Annotated in this window: 20 protein-coding genes; 5 read left to right on the top strand and 15 right to left on the bottom strand. The window is 69.2% G+C overall.

The window, feature by feature from the left end; translation table 11 throughout:
- Positions 1-5: 5 nt before the first annotated feature.
- The 12 genes from ACH46_RS04605 to ACH46_RS04550 all read right to left on the bottom strand — a co-directional run bounded on the left by ACH46_RS04605 (position 6) and on the right by ACH46_RS04550 (position 14,674).
- Positions 6-1,652: an AMP-binding protein gene (locus ACH46_RS04605; protein ID WP_062391888.1), complete on the bottom strand. Its 1,647-nt coding sequence runs from the start codon at positions 1,650-1,652 to the stop codon at positions 6-8.
- A gap of 53 nt (positions 1,653-1,705) precedes the next feature.
- A complete protein-coding gene (locus ACH46_RS04600) occupies positions 1,706-3,589 on the bottom strand; it encodes a helix-turn-helix domain-containing protein (protein ID WP_062391887.1) in 1,884 nt (627 codons plus the stop codon).
- A gap of 47 nt (positions 3,590-3,636) precedes the next feature.
- On the bottom strand, positions 3,637-4,050 hold the full coding sequence (locus tag ACH46_RS04595; RefSeq protein WP_062391886.1) for a hypothetical protein: 414 nt from the start codon (positions 4,048-4,050) through the stop codon (positions 3,637-3,639).
- Positions 4,050-5,606: a sodium:solute symporter family transporter gene (locus ACH46_RS04590; RefSeq protein WP_157851004.1), complete on the bottom strand. Its 1,557-nt coding sequence runs from the start codon at positions 5,604-5,606 to the stop codon at positions 4,050-4,052. Before ACH46_RS04590 ends, ACH46_RS04595 begins: the two co-directional genes overlap by 1 nt.
- A gap of 193 nt (positions 5,607-5,799) precedes the next feature.
- The gene (locus ACH46_RS04585) at positions 5,800-6,801 is read right to left on the bottom strand and encodes an enoyl-CoA hydratase/isomerase family protein (protein ID WP_062394961.1); all 1,002 of its coding nucleotides are present in this window, start codon (positions 6,799-6,801) and stop codon (positions 5,800-5,802) included.
- 58 nt (positions 6,802-6,859) lie between these two features.
- A complete protein-coding gene (locus ACH46_RS04580; protein WP_062391884.1) occupies positions 6,860-7,387 on the bottom strand; it encodes a DUF4282 domain-containing protein in 528 nt (175 codons plus the stop codon).
- 125 nt (positions 7,388-7,512) lie between these two features.
- A complete protein-coding gene (locus ACH46_RS04575; RefSeq protein ID WP_062391883.1) occupies positions 7,513-9,327 on the bottom strand; it encodes an ABC-F family ATP-binding cassette domain-containing protein in 1,815 nt (604 codons plus the stop codon).
- A 19-nt stretch (positions 9,328-9,346) separates the two neighbouring features.
- Positions 9,347-10,267, bottom strand: a complete 921-nt coding sequence (locus tag ACH46_RS04570; protein ID WP_082399396.1) for a 4-(cytidine 5'-diphospho)-2-C-methyl-D-erythritol kinase — start codon at positions 10,265-10,267, stop codon at positions 9,347-9,349.
- The gene (rsmA, locus tag ACH46_RS04565) at positions 10,267-11,160 is read right to left on the bottom strand and encodes a 16S rRNA (adenine(1518)-N(6)/adenine(1519)-N(6))-dimethyltransferase RsmA (RefSeq protein ID WP_226995761.1); all 894 of its coding nucleotides are present in this window, start codon (positions 11,158-11,160) and stop codon (positions 10,267-10,269) included. The genes ACH46_RS04570 and rsmA overlap by 1 nt, the downstream gene beginning before the upstream one ends.
- Positions 11,161-11,761: 601 nt before the next feature.
- Positions 11,762-12,874 (bottom strand): resuscitation-promoting factor, encoded by a 1,113-nt coding sequence (locus ACH46_RS04560; protein WP_062391881.1) that lies wholly within the window; start codon positions 12,872-12,874, stop codon positions 11,762-11,764.
- Positions 12,875-12,950: 76 nt separating this feature from the next.
- Positions 12,951-13,829 (bottom strand): TatD family hydrolase, encoded by an 879-nt coding sequence (locus tag ACH46_RS04555; RefSeq protein ID WP_062391880.1) that lies wholly within the window; start codon positions 13,827-13,829, stop codon positions 12,951-12,953.
- Positions 13,826-14,674: a PhzF family phenazine biosynthesis protein gene (locus tag ACH46_RS04550; protein WP_062391879.1), complete on the bottom strand. Its 849-nt coding sequence runs from the start codon at positions 14,672-14,674 to the stop codon at positions 13,826-13,828. The genes ACH46_RS04555 and ACH46_RS04550 overlap by 4 nt, the downstream gene beginning before the upstream one ends.
- A gap of 94 nt (positions 14,675-14,768) precedes the next feature.
- Here ACH46_RS04550 and ACH46_RS04545 point away from each other — a divergent pair, with 94 nt between their 5' ends.
- From ACH46_RS04545 to ACH46_RS04530, 4 genes are all read left to right on the top strand, one after another.
- A complete protein-coding gene (locus ACH46_RS04545; RefSeq protein WP_062394958.1) occupies positions 14,769-15,500 on the top strand; it encodes an HAD family hydrolase in 732 nt (243 codons plus the stop codon).
- A gap of 110 nt (positions 15,501-15,610) precedes the next feature.
- Positions 15,611-17,977 carry a glycoside hydrolase family 65 protein gene (locus tag ACH46_RS04540; RefSeq protein ID WP_062394957.1) on the top strand — a complete coding sequence of 789 codons (2,367 nt, stop codon included), beginning with the start codon at positions 15,611-15,613 and terminating at the stop codon, positions 17,975-17,977.
- A gap of 141 nt (positions 17,978-18,118) precedes the next feature.
- On the top strand, positions 18,119-19,690 hold the full coding sequence (gene metG, locus ACH46_RS04535; protein ID WP_062391878.1) for a methionine--tRNA ligase: 1,572 nt from the start codon (positions 18,119-18,121) through the stop codon (positions 19,688-19,690).
- A 10-nt stretch (positions 19,691-19,700) separates the two neighbouring features.
- Positions 19,701-20,867: an aminodeoxychorismate synthase component I gene (locus ACH46_RS04530; RefSeq protein WP_062391877.1), complete on the top strand. Its 1,167-nt coding sequence runs from the start codon at positions 19,701-19,703 to the stop codon at positions 20,865-20,867.
- A gap of 11 nt (positions 20,868-20,878) precedes the next feature.
- Here the strand turns inward: ACH46_RS04530 and ACH46_RS04525 are convergent, their stop codons facing one another.
- Positions 20,879-21,946 carry a tellurite resistance/C4-dicarboxylate transporter family protein gene (locus ACH46_RS04525; RefSeq protein ID WP_062391876.1) on the bottom strand — a complete coding sequence of 356 codons (1,068 nt, stop codon included), beginning with the start codon at positions 21,944-21,946 and terminating at the stop codon, positions 20,879-20,881.
- Positions 21,943-22,818, bottom strand: a complete 876-nt coding sequence (gene rsmI / locus ACH46_RS04520) for a 16S rRNA (cytidine(1402)-2'-O)-methyltransferase (protein WP_062391875.1) — start codon at positions 22,816-22,818, stop codon at positions 21,943-21,945. Before rsmI ends, ACH46_RS04525 begins: the two co-directional genes overlap by 4 nt.
- 53 nt (positions 22,819-22,871) lie before the next feature.
- On the opposite strand from rsmI, the gene ACH46_RS04515 reads away from it, so the two are divergent.
- The gene (locus ACH46_RS04515; protein ID WP_062394955.1) at positions 22,872-24,428 is read left to right on the top strand and encodes a dolichyl-phosphate-mannose--protein mannosyltransferase; all 1,557 of its coding nucleotides are present in this window, start codon (positions 22,872-22,874) and stop codon (positions 24,426-24,428) included.
- Positions 24,429-24,438: 10 nt separating this feature from the next.
- Here the strand turns inward: ACH46_RS04515 and ACH46_RS04510 are convergent, their stop codons facing one another.
- Positions 24,439-25,629: an MFS transporter gene (locus ACH46_RS04510; protein ID WP_062391874.1), complete on the bottom strand. Its 1,191-nt coding sequence runs from the start codon at positions 25,627-25,629 to the stop codon at positions 24,439-24,441.
- Positions 25,630-25,634: the final 5 nt, after the last annotated feature.

The raw sequence follows: 25,634 nt of genomic DNA, 5'->3' as shown, positions 1-25,634 counted from the left end.
ACGGGTCAGGACTGGGCGGCGAGCACGCGGAGTTCGCGCCGCAGAATCTTCCCGGTGACGGTGGTCGGCAATTCGTCGACGAACGTGATCTGGCGCGGGTACTGGTAGAACGCCAAATGGTGCTTCACATGATTCTGCAGTTCGACGCGCAGGGTCTGCTCCGGTGCCGCGTCCGCTGACGGGACGACGAACGCGTGGACCGCCTCGCCCCGCAGGTCGTCCGGCACACCGATCACCGCCGCCATCGCGACGGACGGATGCGTGATCAGGCACTCCTCGATCTCCCCCGGACCGATGCGGTAACCGGCCGAGGAGATCACGTCGTCGGCCCGGCCTTCGTACCAGATGTTGCCGTCGGCGTCGGCTCGCCCGCGGTCACCGGTGTGAATCCATCCGTCGTGCACCTTGTCCTGCGTACGGTCCGGCAGATTCCAGTAGCCGAGGAACTGCCCGGGATTGCCGGTCGCGACGCAGATCTCGCCGACGTTCCCGGGCTCGGCGACGACGTCGTCCTCGGTCAGAATTCGCACGGTGAAACCGGGGAAGGCGCGCCCCATCGACCCGGGTTCGGCGGTCCACGCGGTGCGGTCGGTGCCGATGGTCAGGTTCATCTCGGTCTGCCCGTAGAACTCGTTGATGTCGACGTGAAAGGTCTCCGCGACCCAGGCACGCAGCACCTCGCCCAACGATTCACCGCCCGACACCAGCGCGCGCACGCACAAGCCGGACGCGGCCTCGCGGTCGACACCGGTGGCGCGCATCTGCTTCAACGCGGTCGGCGGGATGAAAGACGCGGTCACCCGGTGGGCCTCCATCACCTCGAGCGCTCGCTGCGGTGTGAACCCGTCGGGGGTGGCGACGACCGCGCAGCCCATCCCGAGTGCAGGAAAGAGGACGTCGTACAGGCCGCCGATCCACGCCCAGTCCGCGGGCGTCCAGAAGACGTCACCGGGCTGCGGCGCGTTCCCGAAGACCGTCCGCACCGCCGGCATGTGGGCGGGCAGGACACGGTGGGCGTGCAGCGCACCCTTGGCCGCACCAGTGGTGCCGGACGTGTAGACGATGATCGCCGGACTCTCCGCCGTCGTCGGCGCGTCAGCCTCTGTGGTGGCGGGCCGATCGGCGAAGTCCGCGAAGGCGATCTCGCGGGCACCGTTGCCCGCGGCACCGACCACGACGACGGTCTCCAGGTCCGGCAGGGTTGCGATGTCGTCGCGGATCCGGGGCAGGATCTGCTCGTCGACCACCAGCAGTCGTGCCCCCGAGTCGCCGAGACGGTGCAGGACGGCGGACGGACCGAACTTCACCGACAGCGGGACGGTGACGACACCCGCGCGGTAGGCGCCGAGGTGGGCGGTCAGCACTTCCAGACCCTGCGGCACCATGACGCCGATCCGGTCCCCCACGTCGATCCCGGCCTCGCGCAGCCCGGCCGCGAACTGCCGACTGAGGTCGCGGAGTTCACCGAAGGTGTAGTGCGAGACGTCCGATCCGGTGTCGACGATGAGAGCCGTCGCCGCCGGATCCTGGTCGTCGGCGCAGACTCGGGCGATGTTGAGGTCGTCGGGCACCTGCCAGGCGAACTCGTCGGCCTGGAGGTCCTGCCACCAGGCGGGTCGCGCGGATTCGGTTGTGGGGGCATGGGAGAGCACGCCGCACCGTCCTTTCGTGGAAGTCATTCATGCGTTGGGAGTTCCGGGCGACGCTAGGTGGGGCGCATCAGGCGGTCCATCCGCAGTGCGAGGCGGACCTCGAGGGCGCGGTCGCCGGTCCGCCAGCCAGTGCCGAGGAGTCGGTCGACGCGCTCCAACCGCTGGTAGACGGTGTTGACGTGGATGAACAGCGCCGCAGCGGTCCCGGCCGCGCTTCCCTCAGCGGCGAAGAACGCCGCCATCGTCGCCAACAGATCGGAGCCCTTCTCCGCGTCGTAGCGCCGCACCGGGTCTAGCTGGGCGCCGACGAACGACCGGATCCGATCCGGTGCCGCCTCGCTGAGCAACAAACCGAACACGCCGAGCTCCTCCTCCGCAGCCCCCTCTCCGACGCGACCGAGCGCGACGAGTAGGTTCGCCGCACGGTGGGCGCGGTCCTCCAGATCGATGAGGTCGGAGAGCTCGGTGCTGGGTCCGGCCGACGCCGCGGTGACCCCGATGTGCTGCAGTCGTCGAACCACCTCCCGCGCCGGGCCCGACGACCACCGCTGGGGAACCAGCGCGACGATCCGGTCCGCGTACGACGACACCAGTCCCCCGGCCGCCCGTGCGAGTCCGCCCGCCTCGGAGCGGAGGGCGCTCGTCACCTCGTGGTCGGGAAGGATCACGACGAGGACGAACGGTTGTCCCAGGTCGACGCCGAGGAGGCTCGCCCGACGGCGGATGCCCATCACGTCGCTCGGCGCCTGCATCAGTAGATCGGCGAGGATCTCGCCGCGCAGTCGGTTGTCGGCCTCGTCGCTGGCCCGCTGGTTCAGCAGCAGCACCGAGATCGCCGAGATGCCGCGTTCCACGGTCCGCAGGTCGTCCTCGCTGAGCGGGCGCCCCAGGTAGTAGAGGGTTCCGAGGACCTGGTTGGCGGCGACGATCGGGACCGCCGCACCTTCCAGCCCGTCGAGCGGTCGTCGGACCGGCCAGCCGACAGCATCGGTGCCGGACACCGCGGCCACCAGGGCATCGGTGTCCGCGACGGTCCCCGGCCGCACCGACGTCGCGAGGGTTCCGCCGCGGTCGTCGTGGACCAGCACACACTCGGCCGTCAGGTCGGCGCGCAGCGCTTCGGCGAGGTCCTGTGGATCGTGGCCGCCCACCACCAGTCCCATCAGTTTCTCGTGCAGCTCCACCGCACGCAGGAGCCGGCGGTTGTTGCTCTCGATCTCGACTTTCGCCGCCTCCAGCTGTTCGAGGGCATCCCGCGTCTCCTCGAAGCGGGAGGCGTTCTCGATGGCGATCGCGGCGTGATCGGCCAGCGACGACAACAGTGAGATCTCCTCGGTTGAGAAGACCCGTTCGGAGCGGTCCGCAGCGAAGAGCACGCCGAGGATCTTGCTCCCCACCCGCAGTGGCACGCCGAGGATGGCGACGACCTGCTCCTCGGTGACGCTGTCGTCGATGACGGGCTCATGGCGGTCGTCGGCCAGGTAGTTCCTCGTCCACAGCGGGATCCCGGCGGCCGCGACCTGACCGCCGAGGCCCGCGCCGAGCGGCAGGCGGATGTCGGAGAAGCCCTTGCCGGTGGTGCCTTCGGTGACCCGCATGTAGGTGTCGCCGCGCTCGGGATCCACCAACATCAGGTACGCGATGTCGGTGTTGAGGAGCTGACGACCGCGGCGGACGATGGCCTGCAGGACACGTTCCACGTCGCGCATGGACGACAGGTCGCCCGCCGTCTCGAACAGCGCCCGCAACTCCTGCGATCGACGGCGGAGCATCTCGAGGAGGCCGCGGAGTTCGACGACGGTGTCCAGTTCCGCGCGCGCCTCGGATCTCAGGTCCGGCGGCAACTGCTCGATCTCCGCCGACCGGGTCAGGATCTCGGCGTCGATGTCAGAGCTCGGACCGTCATCGAGCAGTTGCCGAAGCAGTGTGCCGAGCATCGATGACCTCCTCTCGCCGAGTGTGCCGACCGCCGCGGTCCGCGACGTCAGACCCGGGCCTCATCCGCGTCGACCGCGTCCACGAGGCCGAGCCATTTGCTGGTGGCCGCGTACATGAGACCGCTGACGACGGTGTAGAACGGCCACGCGAAGTACAGGATGACGGCGGTGCTGATCGGGAGTCCGCCGATCACCAGATCCTGGTGCAGCCCCCACAACGCGACGGCCCACAGGATGAACGACAGCACGTTGTACGTGTGGATCACGATGAGAGCGGAACGTCGCCGAGCCGGATCCTGGCACTCCACCACCGACATGTTCAGGAGGAGCGCCACCATGAGGGGCGTGGTCAGGAACATGGCGGCCGGGAGGTTCCACATCATCCCCAGGAAGGCGATGACGAGCAGCGCGGTGAAGCCGAGGACCAGCACGTCCATGGCCTTGGAATTCTTCGAGAGCATCAGCGGGTTTCTCCAGAGTTGTCGGCGAGAACAGCGGCGCGGTCCGCCGCGGCGGCGGCAGCGGACGTCGTGGCCGCCGCGGGGACCGGGAATCCCGACGGGATCACCGTGTCGAATCGGCGGACGTCCTCGTCGGACGGGGTGAGCAGCGACGCGACCACGTACAGCACCACGCCGGCGACGATCACGGTGAAGCCGGTGAAGAAGTGCGACGGCGGTGTCCACCACTCGTAGCGGTCGGCCAAGACAAGGACGATGTTCAGGATCAGGCTTCCGCTGATCGCGACGGTCGCGCCGCGGGAGGTGCCGCGACGCCAGTAGAGTCCGAGGACGATCGGGCCGAGGGTGGCGGCGGCGAACGCGGACCAGCCGATGGCGCCTAGCAGGTAGATGATCTGGTCGAGGAACAGTGCGACGCCGACGGCGGCCGCGGTGATGACGATGCTCGCGATGCGGTTCCAGCGGAGTTCATTGGTGATCTCACGGCCGAACGCGCCGAGGAGATCGCGGGTCATGGCGCTCGCACCGATGGTGATGAAGCTGCTCGCGCTTGACATGATCGCCGCCAGGAGCGCGGTGAGCGCCAGGGCCGTCACGATCGGGGACGCGAACTGGTCGAGGAAGGCGGTCGTGGTGTCGTCTGCCGCTTCCGGCTTCGCCATGAGGCCGGCTTCGATCTGCCCGCGTGCAGCGAAGCCGATGCCGATGGAGAACAGAGTCGTGATGCCGTAGCCGAGCGCCGCCACCAGGGCGCCCCAGCGCAGTTCGCGCGGCGAGCGGAGCATCAGGAACTTGTGGATCAGCTGGGGCTGGCCGATCATGCCGAACGCGATCATCAGCGCGTTGGCGACCCACCACACGGCGGGCTTCACCCCGTCGAGCTGCAGGAACTCCGGATTCGCCTCGGAGATCCCCGACAGGGTCGACGACCATCCGCCGCCGACACCGATCGCCAGGAAGAAGACGAACACCGACATCGCGATCATCAACAGGCCCTGGACCAGGTCGGTCCAGACGGCCGCGAGCATGCCGCCGGCGACGGTGTACGCGGCGACGATGATCGCGCCGATGATCAACGCGTGGGTGAACGACAGGCCGAGCAGCAGCGCGGTGATGACACCTGCGGCGACCACCTGCGCGGTCATGTAGCCGATGGCGCCGATGATCAGCGCAATCGACATCCACAGGCTTGCGGGGCCGTTCCCGTAGCGGACCTTCACCAGGTCGGGGATGCTGTACGCGTCGTGCGCGTGCGCCAGCCGTCGCAGTTTTCCGCCGAGCAGGAACCACGTCAGTGCGAATCCGAGCGGTGCCAGGATGCCGACGGCGAGGCCGCCGATCCCCCAGGACGCCGTCGCGCCGGTGGCCCCGACCATGCCCCATCCACTCTGGATCGAGGAGAACGAGGCGATCGCCATCACGAAGAATCCGAGCGACTGGCCGGCGACCAGGAACTCCTTGGCGGAGTTCATCCTCCGCTTGGCCCACAGGCCGATACCGATCATCAAACCGAGGTAGATGACCGTCACGGTCACGATCAACGCTTGACTGCTCACGCAAATGCCTCCTTCAGTCCCGAGGCGGGGCCGAGAAGACACCCGCTTCGTGCATCCGTTCACAACCGCTGCGTCAATCACGCAATCAGTTGATATGGATCACAGTATGAAGCGAATGTTGAGGCGACAACAGAGAGATGCACACCAGATCACGGCTGCATGTGGACATCCCTACATATTCGAGCCGGGACCGTCAGACCCCGGCGATCCCGTCCGTCACAGCCGGATCGACTTCTTCGACGGTCGCGGGCACGAACGACGGGTCGCGGTCCTTGTCGACGAGGACCGCGCGGACGCCCTCGGCGAAGTCGGGGTGCGCGGTGATGCGGCCAGCCGCGGACAGTTCGCGGTCGAGGCATTCGGCGAGCGACGACACCTCCCCCTCCTTGATGAGGGCGGCGGTGACGAACAAGCTGGTCGGCGACGCCGAGTGCAGGAGGTCGAGCATCTCCTCGGCCCAGGCGTCGCCGATCGCGCCGCGAAGGCCGCCGACGATGGCGACGACGTTGGCGTCGTCGAAGTACTCGGCGATCTTGCGGAGCGGGAGATCGGACACCGGCGGGATCCGGTGAGCGCCGAGGACGTCGCGCAGCGGGACGCCGTTGCGGATGGCTTCGGCGACGTCGCCGAGTTGTTCGGACGGCACGAAATGGGTGGCGAGGCCGATGGCGACGGCGTCGGCGCCGCGGATCCGGGCGCCGGTGAGGCCGAGCCACATCCCGACGCCCTGCGGCAGTCGGGGAAGGAAGTAGGTGGAGCCCACATCAGGGAAGAAGCCGATCGCGGTCTCAGGCATGGCGATCAGCGCGTTCTCGGTGACGATGCGGATCTCGCCGTGCACGCTGATGCCGAGACCGCCGCCCATCGCAGCGCCGTCGACCAGTGCGACGTACGGCTTGGGGTATTCGGCGATCAGTTGATTGAGCCGGTATTCGGAGGCGAAGTAGTGGTGGACCTCGTCGGTCTCACCGGCGATCGCGTGGTCGCGGATCGCGCGGATGTCGCCGCCAGCGCAGAAGGCGCGGTCGCTGGCGGAGGAGACGAGCACCAGTTCGATGGCGTCGTCGTCGCCCCACGCTTCGAGGACGGCCTGCATGTCGTCGATCATCGTCTGATCGAGGGCGTTCAGGGCGCGGGGGCGGTCGAGAATGATTTCGCCGACGCCGCCGCGGATCTCCGTGCGGATGTAAGACATGCCGGTCACGGTATCTGGCGGCGGCGTCGGGTGTGAAACCTGCCTAGCCCGGGGAGGACTACTTGGCGGTGTTCTGAGCGATCTGCGCGGTGTTCTGGCTGATCTTGAACACGGAGATGTAGAGCTCGAGCGAGACGCGCGCGATGGTCAGGTAGATGAGGTAGACCAGCGGCACGATGATGAGCGTCAAGAGCAGCGAGACGATGCCGCCAACGACGCTGTCACCCATGAGCGAGAACGACGAGATGATGCCCGCGAAGAAGATGCCCACGGCGGCGATGGTGAACACGATCGTGATGATCAGGTACAGCACCGGGATGACGCGGGTGGCGACCATCTTGTCGAACTTGAAGTCGAAGAGCGCGGAGAAGAACGAGCCGCGGTCGAGCGACTGCGGCTGCTGCGGCGCACCGTAGGCGGCTGCGGGCTGGCCGTAGGCACCCGGCTGCTGTCCATAGGAGCCCGGCTGCTGGCCGTAGGCGCCGGGCTGCTGGTAGCCGTACTGCCCTTCGGGCTGCTGGCCGTACTGCGGCTGCTGGCCGTCGGGCTGGCCCTGGTTGAACGGATCGTTCGGCGGCGTCGTCATGCGAGTACCTCTCGGTCGGCCGGTCCGGGTGGAACCGGGTTGGAGTCAACCTAACCTAACAATCACCTGAGACACCTGCACAACTCCGGTGGCCCAACGGGTGTCGAATGAATGACCGACACCGGTCAGCCGACGAGGTCCGACAACTCCAGCCAGCGCTCCTCGAGACCGTCCACCTCGCTCTGCGCGGCACGCAGCTTCTCGGTCAGCTCCGCGAGCCCGGTGTAGTCGCTCTGATCGAAGGCCGCCATGGTCTCGTGGATCTTCGCGATCTCCTTGCCGAGCTTCTCCATTTTGCGTTCGACGGAGTTGAACTCCTTCCGCGCGGCCTGGTGGTCGGCGGCGGACAGGCCATTGCCCGCGGGCGCCTTGGGCGCCTCCGCCTTGGCGGAGCTCGCCGTCTTGGTCGACGCGCCGGCGTCGGCGCGCCGTCGCTCCAGGTACTGCTCGATGCCGCGCGGCAGATTGGTCAGCTTGCCGTCGCCGAACAGCGCCCATGTGCTGTCGCAGACGCGTTCGATCAGGTAGCGGTCGTGGCTGATGACGACCAGCGTGCCCGCCCAGCCGTCGAGGAGGTCCTCCACCTGCTGGAGGGTGTCGATGTCGAGGTCGTTGGTCGGCTCGTCGAGCAGCAGCACGTTGGGCTCGGCCATCAGGACGCGGGTGAACTGGAGGCGACGGCGCTCACCGCCGGACAGGTCGCCGACGGGCGTCCGCTGACGTGCCGGCGAGAAGCCGAGGCGTTCGGCCAGCTGGCTGGCCGAGAGCTCCTTGTCGCCGAGCGTCACGGTGCCCGCGACCTCTTCGACGGCGTCGAGCAGACGCAGTTCGGGGTCCAGATCGTCGAGTTCCTGCCGCAGCCAGCCGATGGAGACGGTCTTGCCCTCGATGCGTCGGCCGGGGGCCACGGGGACGTCACCGGCGAGGGCGCGCAGCAGCGTGGTCTTGCCGGAGCCGTTGACGCCGACGAGGCCGATGCGTTCGCCCGGCGCGAGGCGCCACGTGGTGTCCTTGAGCAGTTCGCGACCGTCGGAACCGTCGGAGGTCGGAGTCTCCAGGTGCGCGTTCTCGAGCTCGATGACGACGCGGCCCAGTCGGCGCTTGGCGAACGCCGACAGTTCGACGGTGTCGCGGGGCGGCGGGACGTTGGCGATCAGCTTCTCCGCGGCCTCGACGCGGTAGCGCGGCTTGGAGGTGCGGGCGGGCGCGCCGCGGCGCAGCCACGCGAGTTCCTTGCGCGCCAGGTTGCGGCGGCGTTCCTCGGCGGCGTCGGCCTGCCGGGAGCGTTCGGCGCGCGCGAACACCCAGTCGTTGTAACCGCCGTCGTACTCGTCGACCCGCCCCGAGTGGACCTCCCAGGTGCGGGTGGCGACGGTGTCGAGGAACCAGCGGTCGTGGGTGACGACGACGAGCGCGCTGCGGCGGTTCACCAGGTGGTCGGCCAGCCAGTAGACGCCCTCGATGTCGAGGTGGTTGGTGGGCTCGTCGAGGATCAGAAGGTCGGAGTCGGTCACGAGGGCTGCGGCGAGTGCGGTGCGACGACGCTGCCCGCCCGACAGGTGCCCCACCTTGCGGTCGAGGATCTCGTCCACGCCGATGCCCGCGAGGATGCCGCGGATCCTGGCGTCGCCCGCCCACTCGTGCTCGGGGCGGTCGACACCGACGACGGCCTCCGCGACGGTCATCTCGGGGTCCAGGTCGCCGCGCTGGGTGACGGTGGCGACACGGATGCCGCCGGCGCGCGAGATGCGGCCGTCGTCGGCGTCGGTGATGCCCGCGAGGATCTCCAGAAGTGTGGTCTTGCCGCCACCGTTGAGACCGACGACGCCGATGCGGTCGCCCTCGTGGATGCCGACGCTCACCTCGTCGAGCAGCGGCTTGATGCCGAAGCTTTTACTGATCCGCTCAGCGTTGATCAGCGACGTGTTGGTGCGCGACATCTCTTGCTTACCTTCTCACTCAGTTGTTCTGGACGAGCCGGGCGCCCGGCACCGGTCCGGACGCCGTTCGCACGGCCTTGGCCACCCCGGAGCCGGACAGTTCGGCGGCCACCGACACGGCGGCGTCGGCGTCGGCGCAGAGGAACGCGCAGGTGGGACCCGATCCGGAGACCATGCCGGCGAGGGCGCCCGCTTCGCGTCCGGCACGCAGCGTGCGCCGCAGCATGGGTTGCAGCGACAGCGCGGCCGGCTGCAGATCATTGTGAAGCAAAGGGGCCACCGCATGCACATCGCCGGATGCGAGAGCCTGCATCAGCGCATCGGGGCGTGCGACTCCGGCGGCGGCCGGTCGGTCGGCGTCGTCGCGGGCGCGGAGCCGGTCGATCTCGCGGTACACGTCGGGCGTCGACAGACCGGTGCCCGCGACGGCGAGGACCCAGTGCATCTCGCCGCGGTGCAGGACCGGGAGGAGTCGTTCGCCGCGGCCGGTGCCGAGCGCGGCGCCGCCGACGACGGAGAACGGCACATCGGAGCCGAGGTCTGCGGCGATCGCGAGGAGTTCGTCGCGCTCGATGTCGAGGCGCCACAGGCGGGCCGCGGCGACGAGGGCACCGGCGGCGTCGGCGGAGCCGCCGGCCATCCCGCCGGCGACCGGGATGGACTTGTTGATGGTGATCTCGACCCGGGGATCGGTGCCGGCGTGAGCAGCCAGTGCGACGACGGCGCGGGCGGCGAGATTGGTCGCGTCGGAGGGGACCTGCCTGCGGCTCTCGCCGTGCACGGTGACCGAGAGTTCGTCGGCGGCACGGACGGTGACGTCGTCGTACAGCGACAGCGCGCAGTAGAGCGTCGACAGTTCGTGGAAGCCGTCGTCGCGCAGCGGTCCGACGCCGAGGTGGAGGTTGATCTTGGCGGGCACCCGTGCGGTGGCTCCGCCCATCATCGCGTGACTCCCCCGTCGATGCCCGCGTCCTTCCGCGCCTGCGCGAGGCGGACGAAGTCGTCGATGCTGCAGCGTTCGCCGCGGAGTCCGGGATCGATGTCGGCGGCGCGCAGCAGCGTCTCGGCCTGCGGCGCGGACCCCGCCCACGACGACAGCGCCGACCGGAGGGTCTTGCGACGCTGCGCGAAGGCCGCGTCGATGGCGGCGAAGGTGCGGACCCGGAGGTCGCGGTCGGTGCCGAAGGCGTCGCGGCGGTCGATGCGGACCAGTCCCGACTGGATCTTGGGTTCGGGCCAGAAGACGTGGGTGCCGATGGAGCCGGCTCGGGCGACGTCGCCGAAGAACCGTGCCTTGACGCTGGGGACGCCGTAGATGCGGCCGCCGGGCGTGGCGGCGAGGCGGTCGGCGACCTCTGCCTGCACCATCACCAACGCGGTGCCGATGGTCGGGAACTCGGCCATCAGGTGCAGGAGCACGGGGACCGCGACGTTGTAGGGCAGGTTGGCGACGAGCGCCGTCGGCGCGTGCGGGAGGTCGTCGGGGTGCACGGTCATCGCGTCGGCGGTCACGATGTCGAAGTTCGCGGCCTGGGCTGGTGCGAACTCGGCGATGGTCTGGGGCAGTCGTGCGGCGAGTTTACGGTCGATCTCGACGGCGACGACGCGCCCGGCCTTCTCCAGGAGTGCGAGGGTCAGCGACCCGAGGCCGGGCCCCACTTCCAGTACGACGTCGTCGGCCCCGATGCCCGAGGCGGTGACGATCCGTCGGACCGTGTTCGCGTCGTGCACGAAGTTCTGGCCCAGCGTCTTGGTCGGCCGCACGTCGAGCTCTGCGGCGAGCGCGCGGATCTCGGCAGGGCCTAGCAGGCGTGGGGCGTCGTCGTTGGTCACTTGTTCATTGTGACTGATGGTGTGGGGTCGTCCGCTCGCGTGTGGGGTGGTCGGGGCGGATTCGCCGCCTCCGCAGTCCTCGCTCCTCGCCCCTGGGGCTCGTCGCTGCGGAGAGGTCGGCGGTCGAATCCGCCCCGACCACCCCACTCGCGGGCTTCGTTTCCGCCGTCCTTCGGACTCGCTCGGGCCTCCGCCCCAGTCTTTCGGTGAGTGTTCGGGTTCGCGGTCTCTGCGACCCAGCCCGTCGCGGTCTCGATACGCGTCGACCGCTCGCAAGCTCGCGTCGGCGCACTCGACCACCCTGAAAGCGGGCGCGGGACGGGGCGAGGCGGCGCAGCGGTGCGGGGCGGGCCCGGTCGAGCGGAGCGGGGCAGCGACGGCGCGACCCGACGACGCTGGAAGGAAGAGATCGAAAAGGAAGCACGGCCGTATCGCGCACAGCTGGAACGCAAGGACCCATCGAAACAGCTCGCGCGGGTTCGCATCGGCCATGACCGCCGAGCTCTCCGCAGGCCCGAGGCGCTAGCCGAGGGCTGAGGACTGCCGAGGCGGCATGGTCGATGCGAACCCGCGCGAGCGGGCTGCACGATTCAAACGGGGACTACCGAAGACCCAACTTGGACGAGCAAGACGGCCATGCGCCCCAGCCTTGGGCCGCCTGCGTCTTCTCGGCGATCGCGATCTGCTCTTCGCGGGTCGCGAGGTCGGGACGCGGCGCGTACTCCTGGCCGCCCCAGCGGTCCCAGGTGTTCTGGTCGAACTGGATGCCGCCGTAGAAACCGTTGCCGCTGTTGATGGCCCAGTTGCCGGTGGACTCGCACTGCGCGAGCGCATCCCAGACACCGTGCGGGACGAACGGGGCGCCCGGCTTGGTGCCGACGCGGACGGTGCCTTCCTTCGGCTCGACGAGAACCTTCTGGGTGAGCTTCTTCTTCTCGGTCACCTTGCCGTTGACGGTGGTGACGGAGTAGGTGACCTCGGCCTTGCCGGGGGTGCCCTTGTCCTCGACTTCGCTCTTGCCCTTGATGAGGGTGTCGTCCTCGACCTTCTTCATCGGCGGCTTGACGGCCTCGGTGACGGTCTTGTCCTCGGTCACGATGCGGGTGACCTTGATCTTCATGTTCTTGGTGACCGGGGTGTCTGCGGCCGGAACCACCTTGTCGGTCTCGGAGAGCGGCTTGCCGGTGCGGGCGAGGAGGTCGCCGACAGTCTTGGCTGCGATGGTCGGCGTGGACTTCTTGCCGCCGTCGTCGAGCCGAACGCGCTTGGGCGAGGTGACGTCGACGTCGCCGCCGGAGACGGGGAGGACTCGGTTGAGCGGTTCGGTGACGGAGCTGGACTCCATGCCGCGCTCGGCGAGGACTTCTTCGACGGTCGAGGCGTTGGTGGTGATGTGGACGGGCTTGCCGTCGACCACCAGCTGCACCTTCTTGAGGCGGTCGACGGTGATGACCTGGTTGTCCTTGGGCGACGAGGAGAGGTCGACGCTGATCTTGTCGCCTGCTTCGGGGGTGATGCCGTTCTCGCGGAGGACGCTGTCGACGGAGAACGCCATGGTGCTGACCGTGGTGCTGGTGCCGTCGACGGCGAGGGTCACCTCCTTGTGCATGACCGCGCCGGTGGTCGCTCCTGCGGCGACGGTGGCGAGGACGGCACCGAGGGCTACTCGGGCACGCACGGACGTGGACGTGTTAATACGCTTGAAAACAGACATCAATTTCCCTGCCGGGTCGGGTACAGCCATCCGCGTCGGCAGCACGGATCACGATACGATAACGGTTCGGTGATCGTTACCGCAACGGAAGCGAATAAAGCTTGCGCGCGTTGGACCCAAGGGTGTCGGCCATCTGTTCGTCCGACACGCCGCGGACTTGTGCCAGCGCACGGGCCGTGTATGGGATGCAATACGACTGATTGGGCTGGCCACGGTAGGGATGCGGGGTCAGGAAGGGTGCGTCGGTCTCCACCAGAATCAGCTCGTCGGGCGTGAGGTGAGCCGCCTCACGCAATTCGGTGGAGTTGTTGAATGTCACAGTTCCGGAGAAGCTCAACACGTACCCGAGGTCGACACATTCGCGGGCGATCTCGGGAGTTCCGGAGAAGCAGTGCATGATCACCGTCGCCGGCGCGCCCTCGGCCGCGAGAACGTCGAGCAGATCGCGGTCGGCCTCCCGGTTGTGGATCATCAGCGGCTTGCCGGAGCGCTTCGCGAGGTCGATGTGCCAGGCGAAGGCCTCACGCTGCACGGAGGGGTCGGCACAGTCGTCCGAGCGCGTGGTCCAGTAGTAGTCGAGCCCGGTCTCCCCGATCGCGACAACGCGCGGGTCCGCGGCCATCTCTTCGAGTTCTGCCTTCGCGGCGTCGTCGAGGTCGGCGGCGTGCGTCGGGTGCAGGCCGACCGCGGCGAAGGCCCGCTGATCCCAGTGCGCGGCGGCGACGGCCCAGCGGGCGTCGACCATGTCGTCGGCGACGGTCACGACCTGCTCGACGCCGACGGATTCAGCGTGATCGAGGATGGCGCGGACGTCCTCCTCGCTACGACCACCGCACGCCGCGAGATGGGTGTGCGCGTCGACGAGCCCCGGAAGCGGGGTCGGGTCGGGCGGCGGCTGACGCCGCTTGCGCTTCTTGATCTCCTTGGCGGTGAGTTCCTTGGCCGGTTCGGTCACAGATCCACTGTGCCCGATACGACCGCGATCGCCGAACCGCCGACCCAGATGTGCTCGCCGTCGTCGACGACGTGGACGCGGCCGTCGCGCTGCAGGGCGGTCCCCTGCGCGACGACGTACGACGCGGGCACGATGCCCGCGGCGCGCAACCAGACCGCGAAGCCTGCGTTGAGGCTGCCGGTGACCGGGTCCTCGGGAACGCCGAGTTCGGGGACGAACGCGCGGACCTCGTAGTCGGCGCCGCGCGCCGCGGCCTGCTCCGGGTTCCACGGTCCGATGAGGCCGACTTCCAGCTCGCCCAACGCCGCGAAGTCGAGGGTCGCATCGAGCACCCGCTGTCCGTCGGCGAGGAGCACACCCAGCCACTGCGGCCCGTTGCACACCCAGTTCGCATCCCGGACGTCGTCGGCGTCGAGCCCGAGCGCACCGCGGACGCGGGCCATCGTCTCCTCGTCGACGGGTCCGGACCGCAGCAGGGGCGGCGCAGCGAACGCGAGGCGGCCGGTGTCGGTCTCGCGTCGGATCGTCACCAGACCGATTCCGCACTCCTGGATCAGGTTCTCGCCGGTGGGCACACCGCCTGCGTCGAGCCACGCGCGCGCCGAACCGAGCGTCGGATGCCCGGCGAAGGGCAGTTCGCCCCCGGGAGTGAAGATCCGGAGCCGGTAGTCGGCTGCCGGGTCGACCGGTTCCAGCAGGAACGTGGTCTCCGAGAGATTGGTCCAGCGGGCGAACGCCGCCATCTGCTCGTCGGTGAGACCGTCGGCACCGTGCACGACGGCCACCGGATTGCCGCGCATCGGTTCGACGGTGAAGACGTCCATCTGCGAGAAGTCGTAGATCATGGCTCGCATTCTGCTCGCCACCGTTCACCGCGCGCCACGCGACGGTCATCGCGTTGACCCGTGGCGTCCGCACGGTCCGGGTAGCGTCGATGGCGTGCTGGGACTTCCTGATGACATCACGGTGGCGCTGTTCGATCTCGACGGTGTTCTCACCGACACCGCGTCGGTGCATCGCGTCGCCTGGACCGACGCGTTCAACGCGTTCCTGACCGAGCGTGCGGGCGAACCGATCGCCGGTCGCACCGACGAGCTCCGCCCGTTCACCGACCAGGACTACTTCGACTACGTGGACGGCCGCCCGCGCATGGACGGCGTCCGGAGCTTCGTGGCCTCCCGCGGGCTCGACGTCGACGACGCCACCGCGACCGCGATCGCCGCGGGAAAGAACGACGCGTTCCTGGCGGCACTGCAGCGCGACGGCGTGCTCGCCTACCCGGGCTCGGTGCGGTACCTGCACGCGGCGCGGGACGCGGGCCTGCACATCGCGGTGGTGACCAGTTCCCGGAACGGCGCGCAGGTCCTCGACGCCGCGGGCCTGACCGAGTTCGTGGAGCACCGCGTCGACGGCAACACCATCGTCGACGAGCATCTGGCGGGCAAACCGGCCCCCGACTCGTTTCTCCGCGGCGCGGAGCTGATGGGCGTCGCACCGGCGGCGGCCGCCGTCTTCGAGGACGCGATCTCCGGCGTCGAAGCAGGCTCCGCGGGCCGCTTCGGTTACGTCGTCGGCGTCGACCGCGTCGGTGGCGGCCAGTCGGCCGCGATGACCGAGGCCGGTGCCTCTATCGTCGTCACTGATCTCGACGAGCTTCTCGCCGAGAACTGACCTGCCCCCGAGCTAGAGCCGAGAAGGACCTCCTTGTGATCGAACCGACCACCAGCGAGCTGGCGCACACCACGCACGGAGACACGTCGAGCCACACCGATCCGGTGAACGTGCCGCACCACGGCGTCCACCCGGTGGAGGGCTTCGACGTGAGCCCGTGGCAGCTCCGCTGGCGCGGACTCGACGTCGACATGATCGGCCGGACCGAGACGCTGTTCGCGCTGTCGAACGGTCACATCGGTCTGCGCGGCAGCTTCGAGGAGGGCGAGCCCGTCGACCAGCCGGGCACCTACCTGAGCGGCTTCTACGAGCTGCGCGACCTCCCGTACGCCGAGAGCGGCTACGGCTACCCGGAGTCCGGGCAGACGGTCGTGAACGTGACCGACGGCAAGATCATCCGCCTGTTGGTGGAGGACGAGCCGATGGATCTGCGGTACGGCCGCACCGTGGAGCACGAGCGGGTCCTCGACTTCCGCACCGGCACCCTGCGTCGCAGTACCCTGTGGACCTCCCCGACCGGCCGCACCGTCCGCATCCGGTCGGAGCGCCTCGTGTCGTTCACCAAGCGCACCGTCGCCGCCATCCGCTACGAGGTGGAGCCGATCGGCGAGGACATGAAGCTGGTGCTGCAGTCCGATCTCCTCGCGAACGAGCCGCTCGGCGGCCCCTCCGCGAAGGACGATCCGCGCATGGCAGCGTCGTTGGAGAACCCGCTGATCTCCGACCTCGCCGACTCCGAGGACTTCTCCGCCGTCCTGGTCCACCACACGGCGCGGTCGGAGCTGGCCGTCGCCGCGGGCATGGACCACGAGCTGGAGATTCCGGGCTCGGCGGACACGTCGATCCGCGCCGAGGGCGACCTCGCGCGCCTGACCGTCGCCGCGACCGTCCCGCAGGGCAGCAAGCTGGTCCTGACCAAGTACATGGGTTACGGCTGGTCGGCCCGACGGTCGGTTCCCGCGCTCCACGCCCAGGTAGAGGCCGCGCTCGCCATGGCCCGCGAAACCGGGTGGGAGGCGTTGAAGGCGGAGCAGGCCGAGTACCTGGACGAGTTCTGGCTCGACGCCGACATCGAGCTGGACGGCGACCCCGAGCTCCAGCAGGCGGTGCGATTCGCGCTGTTCCACGTGCTGCAGGCCGGTGCACGCGGGCAGTCGCGCGCCATCCCCGCGAAAGGTCTCACCGGCCCCGGCTACGACGGCCACACCTTCTGGGACACCGAGAGCTTCGTCCTCCCGATGCTGACCTACACCGTTCCGGCCGCCGCGGGCGAGGAGCTCCGCTGGCGGCACATGACGCTCGACAAGGCGCGGGAGCGCGCCACCGAGCTCGGACAGGACGGCGCCATGTTCCCGTGGCGGTCCATCAACGGCGACGAGTGCTCGGGCTACTGGCCCGCCGGCACGGCGGGCATCCACGTCTCGGCCGACATCGCCAACGCCACGGCCCGCTACATCCGCGCCACCGGCGACGAGGCCTTCGAGGTGGAGTGCGGCGTCGAACTGCTCGTCGAGATCGCCCGCTTCTTCTCCGCGTTCGGCCACCACGACTCCAGCGGCAGGTTCCGCATCGACGGCATCACCGGCCCCGACGAGTACACGGCGATCGTCAACAACAACGTCTTCACCAACCTCGCCGTCCAGCAGGCGCTCCGCGACGCGATCGCCGCGTGCGCCCGACAACCGGCCGTGGCCCGCGGCCTCGGCGTCAGCGACGACGACCTGACCCACTGGGCGCGCTGCGCCGACGACATGACCATTCCGTACGACGACGCGCTCGGCGTCCACCAGCAGTGCGAGGCGTTCACCAAGCTGGACCGCTGGGACTTCGACCGCTCCCGCGGCCGCTACCCGCTGCTGCTGAACTACCCGTACTTCGACCTGTACCGCAAGCAGGTGGTGAAGCAGGCCGACCTGGTCTTCGCGATGTACCTGTTCGGCGACCGCTTCTCCCCCGAGCAGAAGCTCGCGAACTTCGACTACTACTACCCGATCACGGTGCGCGACTCGTCGCTGTCGGCGTGCTGCGAGGCGGTGACCGCCGCCGAGGTGGGCTACCTGGACCTCTCGTACGACCTGATGAGCGAGTCGGTCTTCACCGACCTGCACGACCTCCACAACAACGTCTCGTCGGGCCTGCACATCGCGGCCCTGGCCGGCGCGTGGACCGACTGCGTCGCGGGTTTCGGCGGCATGCGCGACTTCGACGGCCAGATCTCGTTCGCGCCGCGGCTGCCGTCGCGCCTGAACTACATGTCGTTCCGGATGGTGATCCGGGAGTCGCGGATCGTCGTCGCCATCGACTCCCAGCAGGCCACCTACCGCCTGCTGTCGGGACCGACCGTCGACCTGGCCCACCACGGCGAACACTTCATCCTCGGCGACACCCCCGTGATCCGCGACATCCCGCCGCTGGAGGAGCGCACCCCGCCCGAGGCGCCTCCCGGCTGCGAGCCGTACCGCCGCTCGGCGAGGTAGCGATATTCGCGTCCCCGTGGCGGCCTTCCGAGGGCGAATAGCCCTCGGCGAGGTGCCAGGGGGACGCAAATGTTCGCAGCGCCGGGAAAGCGGTCGCCTGCCTGCGGTTCGCCGGGCCTCCGCACGTACAATCGCCCTATTATGCCGAGCGAGTCCTTTGGCGCGTCGTCGCCCTTCTACATCACCACCGCCATCGCGTATCCGAACGGCGCCCCGCACATCGGGCACGCCTACGAGTTCATCTCGGCGGACGTGCTGGCACGGTTCAAGTCGCTGGACGGATTCGACGTCCGCTTCCAGTCGGGCACCGACGAGCACGGTCAGAAGATGCAGCAGACCGCGGAGAAGCAGGGTGTGTCGACGGCCGAGCTGGCGAAGACCAACTCCGACCGCTTCGAAGCCCTCCACACCGCGCTCGGCACCGATCTGAGCCGGTTCATCCGCACCACCGACGCCGACCACCATCGTGCGTCGGAGGAGATCTGGAAGCGGATGGAAGCGGGCGGCGACATCTACCTCGACACCTATGCCGGCTGGTACGACGTCCGCGACGAGGCCTTCTTCACCGAGGACGAGACGACGGTCGACGACGACGGCAACCGGGTCGCCACCGAGAACGGCCACGTCTTGACGTGGACCGAGGAGCAGACCTACTTCTTCCGCCTGTCCCAGTACCAGGACCGCCTGCTGGCCCTCTACGACAGCCGCCCCGAGTTCATCGGCCCCGATGTCCGCCGCAACGAGGTCCGCGCCTTCGTGGCCGGCGGCCTCAACGACCTCTCGATCTCGCGCACCACGTTCGACTGGGGAGTCCCGGTCCCGGGCGCCCCCGAGCACGTCATGTACGTGTGGGTGGACGCGCTGACCAACTACCTGACCGGTGTCGGCTTCCCCGACGACGAGCAGATGCTGGAGCGCTACTGGCCGGCCAGCCTGCACATCATCGGCAAGGACATCATCCGGTTCCACTGCGTGTACTGGCCCGCGTTCTTGATGAGCGCCGGGATCGAGGTCCCCGAGCGTGTCTTCGCGCACGGCTTCCTGTTCAACCGCGGCGAGAAGATGAGCAAGTCGGTCGGAAACGTGGTCGACCCGCACGAGCTGGTGGCCCAGTTCGGTCTGGACGCCGTCCGGTTCTTCTTCCTCCGCGAGGTGTCGTACGGGCAGGACGGCTCGTACTCGGCGGAGGCCATCGTCTCCCGCAACAACGCCGACCTCGCCAACGAGTACGGCAACCTGGCACAGCGCACGCTGAGCATGATCGGCAAGTACTTCGAGTCGACCGTTCCGACACCGGCCGCGTACACCGCCGAGGACACCGCCCTGCTCGACGCCGCCGACGCGCTGCTGCCGAAGGTCCGCGACCTCTTCGACCGCCAGGCCATCCACCAGGGCATCGAGGCCCTGTGGTCGGTGCTGGCCGACACCAACCGCTACATCTCCGCGCAGGAGCCGTGGAAGCTGGCCAAGACCGATCTGGAGCGCACCGGCACCGTCCTGTACGTGTGCGCCGAGGTGGTCCGGATCGTCACGCTGCTGGCGCAGCCGGTGATGCCGGGCTCCACGTCCACCCTGCTCGACCTGCTGTGCGTCGACGCCGACCCGCAGGCGCGGCAGTTCACCGCCGTCGCCGACCGCCTGGTTCCGGGGACCGCGCTGCCGAAGCCGACGCCGGTGTTCCCCCGCCAGGACATGCCCGCCGCCGACGCATGATCGTCGAGGCATGACGGGCGACGCCGCGTCGGCGCTCGACGTCCTGCACGCCCTCGATCGTGCCGCGCGGGACCGCGGCGTCCCCGGTCCCGCCGCGCTGATCGGCGACTGGGCCGACGCCGACGCGGTCATCGCGCCGTCGATCCGGCTGACGGCAGGCACTCCGCCGCTCGACCGCCCGGACGACTTCTGGTTCGGTGCTCTGAGCTTCCCGGTCCGCGTCGACGAGTCGCCGCTGCCCGCGACGGTGGGCGGTCGTACCGACGGCATCCTGCGGCTGGTCGACGGTGCCTGGCGGTGGACCAGCGCGACGGGCGCCCCACAGCCCGACTGGGTGACCGACGCGCTGACCGCGCACGTGCACCGCGGCGACTGGCACGCCGACTGGACCGTCCCCGACCGCGACCAGCACGTGCACGCGGTGCAGGAGTGCCGCGACGCCATCGCCGCGGGCGAGGTCTATCAGGCGTGCGTGTGCACCCGGTTCCGCGGCACACTCCACGGCCGTCCGCTCGACTTCTTCTCCGACATCGCCGCCGCGACGGCCCCCGCCAAGTCGGCGTGGCTGTCGGGCGCGTGGGGTGCGATCGCGAGTTTCAGCCCGGAGTCGTTCCTCGATCGACGCGGCGGCCGGGTCACGTCGTCACCCATCAAGGGCACCCTGCCCGCGGCCGCCGATCCCGCGTTGCTGGCGGCGTCGACCAAGGACGTCGCCGAGAACGTGATGATCGTCGACCTGGTCCGCAACGATCTCGGGAGGGTGGCCCGGGTCGGTGCCGTCACGGTACCCGATCTGCTGACGGTGGTCGGCGCACCGGGCGTGTGGCATCTGGTGTCGACGGTGGCCGCCGAGCTGGCCGACGGCGTCGGCAACACGGCGCTGCTCGACGCGACCTTCCCGCCCGCATCGGTGACCGGGACGCCGAAGATCCGCGCGCAGGAACTCCTCGCGGGATGGGAGGCGGACGCGCGCGGCGTCTACTGCGGTGCGGTCGGCATCGCGGGGCCCGACGGACTGCTGGACTTGAACGTCGCCATCCGCACCGTCGCCGTGACCGGCGACAACACCCTGACCCTAGGCGTCGGCGGCGGCATCACGATCGACTCTGATCCGGCCGCCGAATGGCAGGAGTGCCTGGACAAGGCCGCGTCGATCGTCGGCTTTCAGCCGCGCTAGATCGCGGTCTTTCAGCCGAGCCGCGACCGGTAGCCGTCGGCGGCGGTCCTGCTCCAGCCGAAGACCTTGGCGAGGAAGCCGGCGAAGGTCAGCGCCCACGCGGCGACGGCGACCCAGATCTCCACGTGGCCCACAGCGTCGAGGATCGGCATCTTGTTGACCATGCCGAGCTGGTGGCAGCCGACACCGTACATTCCCAGCGGGAACACGATGGACCAGAACGAGATGTCGTAGCGCAGGGACACCTTGTGGATGCCGTGCCGCCAGTAACCGGCGAAGACCAGCGGCGGGATCAACCAGGTGCCGAACGCCCAGAAGAACAGCGACACCGCTTCGATCGTCTCGCGGGTGATGCGCAGGATGGGCACGTCGACCATGGTCGCGATGTTCGCGCCGGCGACGACCGTGATGGCGGTGGCGCCCATGGCGATCCAGTAGGCGCCGCTGAGCTGACCGGGTTTCGGGTGGTACATGAACACCCGGAAGGCCACGAACAGTGCGACCGCCATATAGAGGAAGACGCCGACGGCCCAGCAGAACACGGCGAGCAGCGCCAGCTCGGTCCGTCCCGCGGTGACGTGCGGCTGGATGGCGGCGCTGAGGACGGCGACCGACTGGGTGGCGACCACCCACAGGAACCAGGTGCCGTCGGCCCGTTCCAGACGCGGGAGTCCGCCGCGGACGGTGAAGGCCAGCGGCGGCAGGACGTACCCGAAGATCAACCACAGTGCCGCGTTGAGGCCGAGCAGGACCATCGCGACGGTGACGTGTCCGTCCATCACCAGCCGGGCGCCGACGACGCCGGTGCCCGCGACGATGGTGAAGAAGCCGAAGGTCCGGTTGGGGACCCGCAGGTCGCGGGCGACGTTCTCGCGGAAGTAGATCAGGCGGAGCAGGTTCAGGACCACCAGCGCCGCGTACGACACGATCGACACCCACAGCAGGGCCACCGACAGTTCATGCCACTGCTCGATGCTCGCGGCGATCGACACGATGCCGGTGGCCATGACCATGCCGAAGTAGGCCGGGTTGAGACCGAGGATCGAGTCGCCCAGCACGCCGGTCGGTACGAGCTTCATTCGGCTCGCGCCTCGAGGACGGCCTGGTACACGTCGCGGCGGGAGAACGGGGTTCCGGCAGCGGCCTGCGCGCACGCCTCCTTGAGACGGACGCCGCTGTCGGCGAGTTCCTGGGCGCGGGCGGCGACGTCGTCGATCGACACGGTCTCGTCGACGGCCGGGGCACCGGCCAGGACGACGGTGATCTCGCCCTTCACGCCGTCGGCCGCCCACGCGGCCAACTCGGCGAGCGTGCCGCGCTTGACCTCCTCGTAGGTCTTGGTCAGTTCGCGACAGACGGCGGCACGACGGCCCTCCCCCAGCACGGCGGCCGCGTCGGCGAGGGTCTGCGCCAGCCGGTGCGGTGATTCGAAGAAGACGACGGTCCGCGGCTGGGTGCGCAGTTCGGCGAGCCAGTCCTGGCGGGCTCCGGACTTGCGCGGGGCGAAGCCGTCGAAGCAGAACCGTTCGGACGGCATCGCCGACAGGGCGAGCGCGGTGGTGACGGCCGACGGACCGGGCAGGCAGGTCATCGGGAGGTCCGCCTCCGCGCAGGCCACGACGAGCCGGTAGCCGGGATCGCTGACCGACGGCATGCCCGCGTCGGTCACCAGGAGGACGACGGCCCCGTCGGAGATGGCTCGGACCAGACCGGGGGTGCGTGCGGCCTCCACCTGGTCGTAGTAGCTGAGGACGCGCCCGGTGATCTCGACGCCGAGCGCTGCGGCGAGTCCGCGGGTGCGACGAGTGTCTTCGGCGGCGACGATGTCGGCCGAACCGAGGGCTTCGCGCAGGCGGGGCGAGGCGTCGTCCGGCTGTCCCATCGGCGTTCCCGCCAGAACGAGGCGTCCGGCGCCGGGCCCGCCACTGGCCTCCGGGTCACTACTGGTCACCGACTCAGACTACTGATCCGGCTACCATCGCTCAGGTGACCCCTGCCCCCTCCATCGATCGCGCGACCGTCGAAGACCGCGCGCTCACCGAAGACTTGGGCACGGCACCCGGTCCGCAGGTCCCCGAACCGGTGTTCGGCGCCACCGACCGTCTGCGCGGCACCATCGTCGGGGCCGTGCTGGTCCTGATCGCCGTCGCCACTCGCTTCTGGGACCTCTCGAACCCCACCGACAAGGGCACGCCCGTCTTCGACGAGAAGCACTACGTGCCGCAGGGCTGGCAGGTCCTGACCGGCGACAACTTCATCGAGGACAACCCGGCGTACGGCCTGGTGGTGCATCCGCCGGTCGGCAAGTGGATGCTGGCGATCAGCGAGTGGATGTTCGGATACAACCCGGTCGGCTGGCGGTTCATGTCCGCGGTGTCGGGGGTGATCATCGTTCTCGCGATCTACCTCACCGTGCGACGGCTCGCCCGCTCCACGTTGATCGGCGCCATCGCCGGTGTCTTCGCCATCTGCGAGGGTGTGCTGTTCGTGCAGTCCCGCATGGGCATGCTCGACATCTTCCAGATCCTGTTCGTCACCCTGGCCTTCGCTGCCCTGATCTCCGACCGCGATCAGATGCGGCGCCGCATGCACCGCGTGTGGGAGGAGGGCCGGGTCGGCGACTCCCCGTTCGGACCGCGCTTCGGCTTCCGCTGGTATCGGTTCACTGCGGGCGTCATGCTCGGCCTGGCCTGCGGCACCAAGTGGTCGGGCGCGTACTTCGTCGTCGCTTTCACCCTGCTCTCCCTCGGCTTCGACGTCGCTACCCGCAAGGCGTACCACGTGCAGCGCCCGTGGCTGGGGGTGCTGCGGCGCGACGTGGTCCCGTCGGCATCGTCGCTCGCAGTGATGCCGTTCGTCATGTACGTGGCGACCTTCGCGCCGTGGTTCGCCTCCGAGACGTCGGTGTACCGGTATGCGACGGGCGAGAAGATCGGCACCGACGGCACGTGGTCGTGGGTCGGCAACGCGATGCGCTCGTTCTGGTACTACGAATCCGGGATCCTGGAGTTCCACGCCGGGCTCACCAACGCAGCGGGCAATCACCATCCGTGGGAGTCCAAGCCGTGGACGTGGCCGATGGGGCTGCGGCCGATGCTGTACGCCATCTCGTATGGGCCCGACCAGTGCGGCGGCTCCGACTGCGTCCGCGCGCAGATGCTGATCGGCACGCCCGCCCTGTGGTGGCTCGCGGTGCCGATGGTCGTGTGGGGGCTGTGGCGGATCGTCTCCCGGCGCGACTGGCGTTACGTGGCCGTTCTGGTGGCGTACGGCGCCGGAGTGCTCCCCTGGTTCGGCGACATCGACCGCCAGATGTACTTCTTCTACGCCACCGCGATGGCGCCGTTCCTGGTGATGGGCTTGGCTCTGGCCTGCGGCGATCTGCTGCGGGCCGCCCCACGCGGTGCGCAGTCGGAGAGACGACTGCTCAGCGTCCTCGCGATCGCGATCTACGTGGCGTTGGTGATCGCGAACTTCGTGTGGCTGTGGCCGGTCCTCGTCGGCGCCCCGATCTCCAACGCCGAGTGGGGTCAGCAGATCTGGTTGCCGAGCTGGTCGTAGCCGTTCGCGCTCAGCTCGCGGATTGCAGCACCGCGCCACGCACCGACAACCACATCGCGAGCGCCACCAGCACCACGACGCCGGTGACGACGAATGCGGCGCCGTAGCCGACGGCGTCGGCCACGAGCCCGGTGATGATGGGACCGGAGACGGCGCCGACGTCGGACGCCATCCCGTACGCCGCGAGCGCGGACCCGCCGCGTCGACGGCCTGCGAGCATGTCGCCGAGCGCCGCCTGGTGGGTGGGCGCGAAGAGCCCGGAGCCGACACCGGCGACCGCGGTCAACGCCAGCGCCACCCAGATGTTCGGCGAGAAACCGAGCGGCAGGGTGCCCGCCGCGGCGACGATCAGGCCGGGGAGCATCACGGCCCGACGCCCGTACCGGTCCGAGAGGCGACCCGAGATCAGGATGGCTGCCATGTTGCCCGCCGCGTAGCAGGCCAGGATGACGCCGGCCCAGCCGGTTCCGCGGTTCAGGCCCTCCTCCACGAACAGCGGCACCAGCGCCACGCGGACGCCCATCGACGCCCAGCCCTGCGCGAAGTTGGAGGTGAGGATCGCGCGGTACTCGGCGGTCTTGAGGGAGGCGAAGAACTCCGGTGCCGACGGCAGTTCGGTCTCGTCGTCAGTCGCCGCTGCGGTCTGGTCGGGCGGAGGCGGCATGAAGCCGGCGACGACGGCCGCGGCGATCAGCAGCGCGATGGCGTAGACGACGAACGGCAGGCGCAGACCGTACTCGACCAGGGCGGCGCCGATCAGCGGACCGGTCAGGTTGCCGACCAGGAAACCCGCCGAGAAGTAGCCGGACGCGCGGCCGCGGACCTCCTGCGGAGACAGTCGGATCAGCAGTGCCATCGCCGAGACGGTGAACATGGTCGACCCGATGCCGCCGGCCGCGCGGAAGACCAGCAGCTGCCAGTAGCTCTGCGCGAAGGCGCAGGCCGCGGTGCTGACTGCGACGATCAGCAGGCCGGTCAGATAGATCTTGCGTTCCCCGAGGATCGTCACCAGACGACCGCCCGCGGGCGCGAACAGCAGGCGCATCAGAGCGAACGCCGAGACGACGAAGCCTGCGGCCGCGGTCGACACGTCGAAGGTCTTGGCGAAGATCGGGAGCGCCGGGGCGACCAGGCCGTATCCGAGAGCGATGACCGCGTTGGCGATCAGCAGGATCCACAGCCCGCGAGGGAGGTTCTTCATTGTGG

Source organism: Gordonia phthalatica (genome assembly GCF_001305675.1).
GTDB classification, from domain to species: domain Bacteria; phylum Actinomycetota; class Actinomycetes; order Mycobacteriales; family Mycobacteriaceae; genus Gordonia; species Gordonia phthalatica.
Note: the sequence above shows the minus strand (reverse complement) of the source record. Positions and strands in the feature narration are given on the sequence as shown.